General features: G+C 66.6%; 5 protein-coding genes and 2 pseudogenes. 2 read left to right on the forward strand and 5 right to left on the reverse strand.

From position 1 onward, the window contains the following. Window positions 1-563: 563 nt before the first annotated feature. Window positions 564-1,246 (reverse strand): annotated as a pseudogene (locus JF66_RS11915) (winged helix-turn-helix domain-containing protein). A gap of 582 nt (window positions 1,247-1,828) precedes the next feature. Further along, window positions 1,829-2,461, reverse strand: coding sequence for a uracil phosphoribosyltransferase (upp, locus tag JF66_RS11920; protein ID WP_035878204.1), 633 nt, complete (start codon window positions 2,459-2,461; stop codon window positions 1,829-1,831). A gap of 58 nt (window positions 2,462-2,519) precedes the next feature. Here upp and tadA point away from each other — a divergent pair, with 58 nt between their 5' ends. Then, window positions 2,520-2,993, forward strand: a complete 474-nt coding sequence (gene tadA / locus JF66_RS11925) for a tRNA adenosine(34) deaminase TadA (protein WP_035878205.1) — start codon at window positions 2,520-2,522, stop codon at window positions 2,991-2,993. Here tadA and JF66_RS11930 read toward each other — a convergent pair. Beyond that, the gene (locus JF66_RS11930) at window positions 2,977-3,939 is read right to left on the reverse strand and encodes a cation diffusion facilitator family transporter (RefSeq protein ID WP_035878206.1); all 963 of its coding nucleotides are present in this window, start codon (window positions 3,937-3,939) and stop codon (window positions 2,977-2,979) included. The genes tadA and JF66_RS11930 overlap by 17 nt on opposite strands. An 85-nt stretch (window positions 3,940-4,024) precedes the next feature. On the opposite strand from JF66_RS11930, the gene proC reads away from it, so the two are divergent. Next, window positions 4,025-4,873: a pyrroline-5-carboxylate reductase gene (proC, locus tag JF66_RS11935; protein WP_035878207.1), complete on the forward strand. Its 849-nt coding sequence runs from the start codon at window positions 4,025-4,027 to the stop codon at window positions 4,871-4,873. Between the two features lie 278 nt (window positions 4,874-5,151). Here proC and JF66_RS11940 read toward each other — a convergent pair whose 3' ends face one another. After that, complete coding sequence (locus JF66_RS11940; protein ID WP_035878208.1) at window positions 5,152-6,741, reverse strand: hypothetical protein; 1,590 nt, start codon at window positions 6,739-6,741, stop codon at window positions 5,152-5,154. 93 nt (window positions 6,742-6,834) lie between these two features. Continuing rightward, window positions 6,835-6,948: pseudogene (locus JF66_RS22985) on the reverse strand (TrkA family potassium uptake protein); the annotation flags it as partial.

The raw sequence follows: 6,948 nt of genomic DNA on the forward strand, positions 1-6,948 counted from the left end.
GGCGCGTACCGCCACGTCCCTGTTTGCCACCTTGGTTTCCCGCCCATTCTCGTTTCGCTACGGTTCGACGTAGCTGTCTAGGACAAGGATAGGGACTCAGCGACGTTAGGACCGCATCCGCTCTTCTCGTGTTCCCCCGGAAACGGGCCGCGGTTCCTCCGCAGGCGCCTCGTGTGAGGCAGGAGCGCGATCACATGAGTGGGCATGGAGCAAATTGTCAGGAGAAATCCGCCGTGGTGGGTGGCGCCCGTTACGCATTCGTTATATGTTCATTAGGCGTCAACCGTTTGCTGTGGCGGAAGACGCGAAATGTGATTGCAGGACACTCTTGGTGCAAGGGACGAGGGCCGGCCGTAGATTCTACGACCGGCCCTCAATCACGTGCCCACCCTTCCGCACGTGCCCACCCTTCTGCACATGACGAGCCTTCTGCACGTGCCCAGAGGGCGTCCGGCGCCCAAGGCCTGCACGTGACCCCGCGATGCCGTCCGCACGTGCAGCTGTGCCCAGAACGAGCGAGTGAAGCGGATGCCGGTGGGCGCGACGCCGCACCGGCCGTGTGGCTAGAAGCGGTCGGGGCTCGGAGTCGAGGCCTGGCGGATGGACACGTCGGCGTGACGGTCAAACCGGTAGCCGACGCCCCGCACGGTGCGCACGATGTCCTCGTAGCGGCCGAGCTTGGCGCGCAGGCGGCGAATGTGTACGTCGATGGTGCGCTCGTTCGGGGTGTCTTCCTCGTCGTTCGCATCCCATAGTGAAGCGATGATCTCCGTGCGCTCGATCGTGCGGCCCTCACGCAGCACGAGGTACTGCAACAGCTCGAATTCCTTGTAGGTGAGGGCGGCCGTTTCGTTGTCGAGGATCACGCGCTTGCGGGAAATGTCAACAACCACGCCGCTGTGCGCGCGGTCAGGCTCCTCGAGCTCGGTGCGGTGTTCTGCAAGCGCCGATGGGTCCTGCAGGGCGAGGCGCACCACATCCACGTCGCGTCCGCCGGCGCCCTCGGGAGCGAGGGCGACTGCCGCGTACGTCTCGGCGCTCGGTGCGAGCTCGTTGGCCAGCGCCTTCAGTGCCTCAACGACGCGGTGAAGGCTGGTTCCGGCCGCGGCCGCCTTGGCCTCGTCCAAGCCGACGTACAACACGAAGCCGCGAGCTTCGGTGCCTGCGGCACCGCACGAATGCGGGGAGCCGGCTTCTCGACGATCGTGAGGGCGGGGCGGGTGGAGTGGATGTGAGCGAGAGACATGAGGGGAATCCTTGCGTGAAGGTGCGGTGAACCCGGCGCCATGGGCGTCCGCAGGTTCGCATGAGAGGCACGTATGCCGGGTGTCGAAGGCTTCGAAGACAGCAAGCATTCGTGGAGTTCAGCCGCTCGGCCGGCTCACGGAGAGCGTGGCGACGAGGGTGAGGAACTCGATCGGTTCGACTAGTCGGTTAGCGACACATTCGACAACAGGCGACAGCGGGGGACCCGGCCATCATCATGCCGGCAGTCCCAGGGGCCTCGAGGGAGGTCAGGGGGTGTGCGGTGGTTGTCATAAATGTGAGTAAAGCCGAATGTGACGTGGTGTGTCAATTCTGTGACCCCGGATGACGCGGGATGACGCGCATCACGTCCATCACACCGGGTGCGTATGGGCGGATCCGTGGAAAAACGATGTTTCGCGAAGGAATCTTTGAGCAAATAGTATTTCGTCAAAGTTCAGTGAATATTGGGGCCATCGGCGTGCCGTGAACCGCAGAAGCTGCGGCAGGAGCCGGCGGCAGACACAGATGCGCGCCCGGCGCAGCTCGTAGGAGCCGTGCCGGGCGCGCGGGATGCGCCGGGTTAGACCAGACCGTAGAGACGGTCGCCGGCATCGCCCAGGCCGGGCACAATGTAGCCGTGTTCGTCAAGGCGCTCGTCGACGGCGCCGAGAATGATGGTCACTTCGCGCCCCTCCAGGGCCTTCTCGACCGCGGCGAGCCCCTCGGGGGCGGCGAGGATGCAAATGGCCGTCACGTCGGTGGCACCGCGTGCGAACAGGAAGTTGATGGCGGCGATCAGCGAGCCACCGGTGGCGAGCATCGGGTCGAGCACGAAGCACTGACGGTCGGACAGATCGTCGGGCAGGCGTTCGGCGTAGGTGGTCGGCTCGAGCGTCTCTTCGTTGCGCGCCATGCCGAGAAAGCCCACCTCTGCCGTGGGAAGCATCTTGACCATGCCCTCGAGCATGCCGAGGCCGGCGCGCAGAATCGGCACGACGAGCGGCTTGGGATCGCTGATGCGCACGCCCTGTGCGGGCGACACGGGAGTCTGCACGGTGACCGCCTCGACGCGCACGCCGCGGGTGCCCTCGTAGGCGAGGAGAGTCATCAGCTCTTCGACGAGCGAGCGGAAGAGGGGAGAGTTGGTGGTCTTGTCACGAAGCACAGTGAGCTTGTGCGTGATGAGCGGGTGGTCGGCTACGTGGACTCGCATAGGCTCAATTCTATGCGCTCCCGATCACGGGTCGCCGCGGTATTCGGGAGGGAAGAACATGGGTCAACACGCTGAGTGGATGCGCCTTGCCCTCGGCGAGGCTCGCCTGGCGCTGGCCACCGGCGACGTGCCCGTGGGGGCCGTCATCGTGGATGCCGCTGGAATCGTGATCGCACGGGGTCGCAACGAGCGCGAGCTGCGCCACGATCCGACCCTGCACGCCGAAATCGTCGCGATTCGGGGCGCCGCCCAGACGCTGCAGGACTGGCATCTGACCGGCTGCACGCTCGTTGTCACTCTTGAGCCGTGCGTGATGTGTGCCGGCGCGATCCTCGCCGCGCGCATCCCCATGGTGGTCTTCGGCGCTTGGGACGAGAAGGCCGGGGCCTCGGGCTCGGTCTACGACGTGTTGCGTGACCGCCGTCTGAACCACCGGGTCGAGGTCTTCCCGGGCGTCGAGGAAGACGAGTGCGGCTCCCTGTTGCGCAGCTTCTTCGACGATCCCGCCAGGCGCCCTACTCGAGGCCCCTGATCACGAACGCATCGGTCGGTGGGCTGGCCTGGTCGGGGTTGAACCACACGTCGGGTTCGATGTAGATCACCCGGGCCAGTGGAACGGCCGCGCGGATGCGCTCCTCGACGGCGTTGATATCGGCGGCCACCGCGGAGAAGCGCTTGTCGGAATCAACCGCGATCTTGGCGCCGACGAGTATCTCGTCGGGGCCGAGATAGAGCGTCTTGAGATGGATGATGTGCGTGGTCTCCGGCCCGGCGAGGATGGCCGCGTGGATCGCCTCGACGTCCTGCTCGCTCGCGCCCTCGCCCACGAGCAGGCTCTTGGTCTCAATGCCGAGGATGACCGCCACCAGAACGAGCAGCAGCCCGATGCCGATGGTGCCGATCGCGTCCCACACCGGGTCGCCGGTGATGACGGTGAGCCCCACGCCGAGGAACGCGAACACCAGTCCGGTGAGCGCCGCCACATCTTCCAGCAGCACGACGGGCAGCTCGGGCGCCTTGGCATGCCGCACGAACTGCACCCAGTTCTCGTCGCCTCGCAGGTGGTTCGATTCCTTCACGGCGGTGCGCAGCGAGAAGCCTTCGAGCCCCATCGCAATCAGCAGCACCAGAATCGGCACCCAGGCGTTCTCGAGCGGATGTGGGTGCTGCAACTTGTTCACGCCTTCATACAGCGAGAAAACACCACCGATGGAGAACAGGATGATCGACACCACGAAGGCGTACACGTAGCGTTCCCGGCCGTAGCCGAACGGGTGCTCCAGGTCTGCCCGCTTCTTCGCCTTTCGACCGCCCAGCAACAGCAGGAGCTGGTTGCCGGCATCCGCTACCGAGTGCACGCCCTCGGCGAGCATGGAGGCCGACCCCGACACCCCCCAGGCGATGAATTTGGTGATTGCGATGCCGAGGTTGGCAGCGAAGGCCGCCACGATTGCCTTGTTTCCGCCGGATGCACTCATGCGCCCATCCTAGGACGCGGCATCCGAGAGGCGGCCTCTGTGACGTATCCGGCGCGTTCGGAGAGCGCGAAAGTACACTGATCTAATGACTTCTACCAAAACCGTAACCCTGCCCACCATTGCTTTCCTCGGCGCCGGCTCCATGGCACGCGCCGTTCTGGCCGGGCTGTTGAAGCCGGGAGTGCACGTGGAAGGCGGCATCCGCACCACGAACCGCACCGAGGAGAAGGCCGCAGAGCTCACCGGCACGGAGGGCGTCACGGCCTTTGCCACCGCGACCGACCCCGACGCCAACCTGAAGGCGATCAGCGGCGCCAGGATCGTTGTGGTGGCCGTGAAACCCTATATGGTGCCCGATCTGCTCGCCGAGATCGCCGACCACCTCGAGCCCGGTGCCCTCGTGATCAGTGTCTGCGCCGGAGTGACCGTGGCCACGTTTGAGTCGCTGCTGCCCGACACGGTGCACGTGATCCGTTCCATGCCGAACACTCCGGCCGTTGTGGGCATGGCCGTCACGGGTCTGAGCGCCGGAACGCGGTCAACGGCCGAGGATCTCGCCGAGGCGCAGGCCCTGTTCGCCACGGTCGGCGACGTGCTCGTTGTTCCGGAAACCCAACTGGATGCCCTCGGCACAATCTCGGGTTCCGGACCGGCCTATGTGTTCTACCTCATCGAGCAGCTCACCGAAACGGCCGTGGCCAAGGGATTCACCCCGGAGCAGGCCGCCGTCATGGTGAACGGCACGTTCCTCGGCGCCAGTGCTTTGCTCGCCGTGTCGGACAAGACGCCCACCGAACTGCGCCGCCAGGTCACGAGCCCCGGCGGAACCACCGAGCGCGCTGTCGGCGAGCTGCAGAAGGGCGGTCTGCGCGAACTGTTCGACACCGCGACGGATGCCGCCCTCGCACGTTCCCGCGAGCTCGCCGCCTCGTAGCCCCCGCCGCGCGCCATCGTGGGAGGGGGAGATGCGCCGCGGTTTCCCCATTCCGCTGGTCGAGGAACGCCGTCTACGGCGCCGGTTGTCGAGCCTGTCGAGACACGAGACCCGGTGAGCCGAGTTTGCGAGTCAGGTTGCGCGGTCTCGAGACGCTCGTTCCTCGCTCCTCGACCAACGAGATGGGGAGAGGCGCCGTGTCTCCTGAGGAGACCACGCGAGAGGGTCTGCGGGTCGGGTTGCGGGGTCTCGATCGCGCCTCGACCGGCAGCCCCTGGCTACAGCCCTTCGGCGATCGCCGCCGTGGCCTGCAGCCAGGCCGCGCGGGTGCGTGGCGCGAGCGTGTCCACGTTGAGCGGCCCGCCGCCCACGAGTGACGGGTCGTACGGCACGTCGAGCACTTCGCGGGTGAGCTGACCGAAGTGATCGTGCAGGCGAGCGGACAGCTGCTGGTCGACGGTCTTCGAGGGTGAGGCCAGGATGGTCACGGCCTGGGCCACCTTGTCGGCGTGGCCCTTGCGGCGGAGCCCGTCGAGCAGCGACGCAGCGCCATAACCGGTGTCCTCACGGATCGTGGAGACCACGACGAGCTGGTCGGCGGTGTCGACCGCGGCCTCCCAGTTGCTGGCGCGCATGTTGTTTCCGGTATCGATCACGAGCACCCGGTAGAAGCGGCTGAGGGTGGCGTGCAGCTTGCGGAACGCGACCGCATCGATGCTCGCGGCGCCCGCAGGGTCGAGGTCGGAGGCCAGCGCGTCGAACTGGGCATCGCCCTGATTGCGAACGTAGTTGTCGAGGTCGCCCACCCGGGCCGAGCGCACGTCGGAGAACCGATCGAGGTCACGCAGGAGGTCCACGGCCGTGTTGGTGTGCCGAGCCGACTGCGCCCGCACGCCGAGCGTGCCCATGGTCTCATTGTTGTCCCAGGCGAGGGTATAGCCGCCGCGGTAGATGCCGAATGTCGCCGCGATGAGCAGGGTCGCCGTGGTCTTGTGCGCGCCGCCCTTGGGGTTGAGCACCACGATGGTGCGCGGCCCGCTCAGACTGCGCTGCACCGCCGAGATGGCGCTTCGCTGAGCCAGCTCCGTCGAGCTCGGGCTCACCGAGATGAGTCCGCCGCTGAGCCGGCGGATGGCGCCTTGCCAGCCTTGCAGGGCCGGACCGGCCGGGGCGGGTGGGCGCGAACTCAGGAAGTCGGCCAGATTCGGTGGCACGTGGGCGCCGGCGTGCTCGGAGCGGTTGGCTCGGGTCGGTGCCGGGGTCTCCGGCTGCGGTTCGGCGGGTGTGTCCATCAGGGCGCTGAGGAAGGCGACATCCGAGGCGCTGTCATCGGGGTCCACGGGCGAGTATGGCGGGGTGTACGCCGGGGAGTAGGCCGGCGAGAGCGGGGGCGAATCAAACGACGACAGGGCGGCCGTGTCGAAGCCCACCGAGCGAAGGCTCGAACGCGGCGCGAGAGCGTCGGTGTCGGCATCGGGGGCCATCAGCTGCGAGAACGAGAGATCCGACTCGGGTCGGGGCGCGTCGGTCTCGGTGTCGGATTGGTCAGCTGCCTCATCCGCGGTCGAGACGGCCGCGGTGTGCGTTCCGAGCGGGCCGGTGGTGGAGATGAGCTCGCCGGTGGATTCCACGCGGCCGTCGGGGTGGATCAGAAGCGGCCAGACGCCCTGCTCGTCTTCGACCTCGAGGCGCACAGGCCCCTCGAGTCCACGGGCGACCCCGGTCGCCACGGCAACGATCTCTTCGCGCACCCCGGCGTCATCGACAGCGACAACGATTTGGCGCACACCGTCGATGATCACTTCGCCGGTCGCATCCGCCCGAACCAGCGCGCTGATTCGGGGAAAATCGGGTTTGTCTTGTGTCATCTTGGCCACCTTTTAAGCTTCACGGTTTGTTGCCCCGCAACGAAGGTCGAGACCTTCCTGGAACTGACGGTTCGATACGCGCATGACCCGGCGCTACGACCCCAGAGCGGCGAACCGCTCGATGTCGGCCTCGGTGCCGGACACAATAATGAGGTCGTGGTTGGACACTACCGTGTCGGCGGTGGCGTACGTAAATGGTTTTCCGGG

Source organism: Cryobacterium sp. MLB-32 (assembly GCF_000738085.1).
In the GTDB taxonomy this organism is placed as follows: Bacteria; Actinomycetota; Actinomycetes; order Actinomycetales; family Microbacteriaceae; genus Cryobacterium.

What these genes read in the sequence shown, in the direction of transcription:
- tadA (WP_035878205.1), top strand. Translation starts at nt 2,520, where the DNA reads ATGGGTCAACACGCTGAGTGGATGCGCCTTGCCCTCGGCGAGGCTCGC.
- JF66_RS11940 (WP_035878208.1), bottom strand. Translation starts at nt 6,741, where the DNA reads ATGACACAAGACAAACCCGATTTTCCCCGAATCAGCGCGCTGGTTCGG.
- upp (WP_035878204.1), bottom strand. Translation starts at nt 2,461, where the DNA reads ATGCGAGTCCACGTAGCCGACCACCCGCTCATCACGCACAAGCTCACT.
- proC (WP_035878207.1), top strand. Translation starts at nt 4,025, where the DNA reads ATGACTTCTACCAAAACCGTAACCCTGCCCACCATTGCTTTCCTCGGC.
- JF66_RS11930 (WP_035878206.1), bottom strand. Translation starts at nt 3,939, where the DNA reads ATGAGTGCATCCGGCGGAAACAAGGCAATCGTGGCGGCCTTCGCTGCC.